The sequence below is a fragment of the Streptomyces sp. NTH33 genome (assembly GCF_003236365.1).
GTDB lineage: Bacteria > Actinomycetota > Actinomycetes > Streptomycetales > Streptomycetaceae > Streptomyces.
Genome location: NZ_POTZ01000774.1, coordinates 1 through 2,008 on the forward strand (window position 1 = coordinate 1; position 2,008 = coordinate 2,008).

The following is a 2,008-nucleotide window of genomic DNA, read 5'->3' on the forward strand; positions in this document are numbered from 1 at the left end:
GGCCGCGGCCAGCGCCGACGCCACCGCGGCCAGCGCCGTGCCCGCGGGAGCCGTGACCAGCACGTCGCGGCTCGCGGCGCGGCCCCGGGCCGTCGGCGGGCCCAGCGGATCTACGACGGTCAGCCGGATCTGCATCGCCGTCAGCGGTCCCTTCTGCGCGGGCGCCCGCGACCGGCGGGGGACGAAGCCGCCCCGCGGTCCCCCACCGCGGACATCCCCCCACCGCACGAGCACGTCGGCCAGTTCTGGAAGGCATCCTCGCACCTGCCACCGACAGCGCGCCCGCCGCCCACCGGCAAGTGATCTTGATTGGTCGGCTCTGTCCCCAAAAATGCCTGACCGGTGCCCGGCGCATGTCCGCTTGGCGTCCGCTTGGGATCGGTCACGTCCGCATCCGGCAACCAACCGACCGGGCCGAGCGTCTTTCCGGCGAACACGCACGGCACCCCGTGCGTAAGTCGTCCTGGAAGGAGCCGGAGCGGCCCGGGAGGCCCCGCCGGACGCGGCGGCACAACCGCCCGGCATCGCGCGGGGCGGCACTAGAGTGGGTCGGAACACCCGCGAGGCGCCTCCGGGGCGCGGGAACCAGGCAAGCAAGCAGCAGGGAGCGCATGACGTGCGGCCGGTAGGCAGCAAGTACCTCCTGGAGGAGCCGCTCGGACGCGGTGCCACCGGGACCGTCTGGCGAGCCCGCCAGCGGGAGACGGCGGGTGCCGAGGCGGCCGTGCCCGGCCAGCCCGGCGAGACCGTCGCCATCAAGGTCCTCAAGGAGGAGCTGGCGAACGACGCCGACGTCGTGATGCGGTTCCTGCGGGAGCGGTCCGTGCTGCTCCGGCTGACCCATCCGAACATCGTCCGGGTGCGCGACCTGGTGGTCGAGGGGGATCTGCTGGCGCTGGTCATGGACCTCGTCGACGGCCCCGACCTGCACCGCTACCTGCGCGAGAACGGCCCCTTCACGCCCGTGGCCGCCGCGCTGCTCACCGCCCAGATCGCCGACGCGCTCGCCGCCAGCCACGCCGACGGGGTGGTCCACCGCGACCTGAAGCCGGCCAACGTACTGCTCAAGCAGGACGGCGACGGGATGCACCCGATGCTGACCGACTTCGGCATCGCCCGGCTGGCCGACTCGCCCGGTCTGACCCGCACCCACGAGTTCGTCGGCACGCCCGCGTACGTCGCGCCCGAGTCGGCCGAGGGCCGCCCGCAGACCTCCGCCGTCGACGTCTACGGCGCCGGCATCCTGATGTACGAGCTGGTCACCGGCCGCCCGCCGTTCTCGGGCGGATCGGCGCTGGAGGTACTGCACCAGCACCTGAGCGCCGAGCCGCGCCGCCCGTCCACGGTTCCCGACCCGCTGTGGACGGTCATCGAGCGCTGTCTGAGCAAGAACCCGGACGTGAGGCCCAGCGCCGAGAACCTCGCGCGCGGGCTGCGCGTCGTCGCCGGGGGCGTCGGGGTGCACGCGAGCGCCGCGCAGATCGCCGCCGCGGAGGGCGTCGCGGCGCTGCTGGGGCCCGATCCGGCGCCCGCGACCGTGCCCGCGCCGGACGTGCCCGGGGCCGCCGACCCCACCCAGGTGCTGCCGCAGGGCGCGGCGTCGTACGACCCGAACGCCGCGACCAGTTTCCTGCCGCACAGCGGCGGACCGGGCGGTGCGCCCGGCGCGGCCGACCCGACCACCGTGCTGCCCCAGCACGGCGCCGCCGACTCCACGCGCGTGATGCCGCCGATGCCCCAGGGCCCGCCGGGCGCCGGTCCGCAGGGACAGGACCCGCAGCCCGACCAGCCGCATCCCTGGCAGTCCCAGCTGCGCGCCGCCCGCGACCGCAACGAGCAGACGCAGGTCCAGTACCTGGACCCGAGCGAGGACCCGCTGCGCCGGCGCCCCCAGCGGCAGGTGGCCCGGCCGGAGCAGCAGCCGCGGCCGGCGCCGCGTCCGCAGCCGCGGCAGCAGCCTTCCCAGCCGCAGCGGCAGCCCCAGCAGTACGCCCCGCAGCCCCAGCGG

1 protein-coding gene is annotated in these 2,008 nt (G+C 75.7%); it reads left to right on the plus strand.

The annotated features are described in order from the left end of the window. Window positions 1-616: 616 nt before the first annotated feature. On the plus strand, window positions 617-2,008 hold a 1,392-nt coding region (locus tag C1I97_RS36105), incomplete at its 3' end, for a serine/threonine-protein kinase (RefSeq protein ID WP_111007141.1).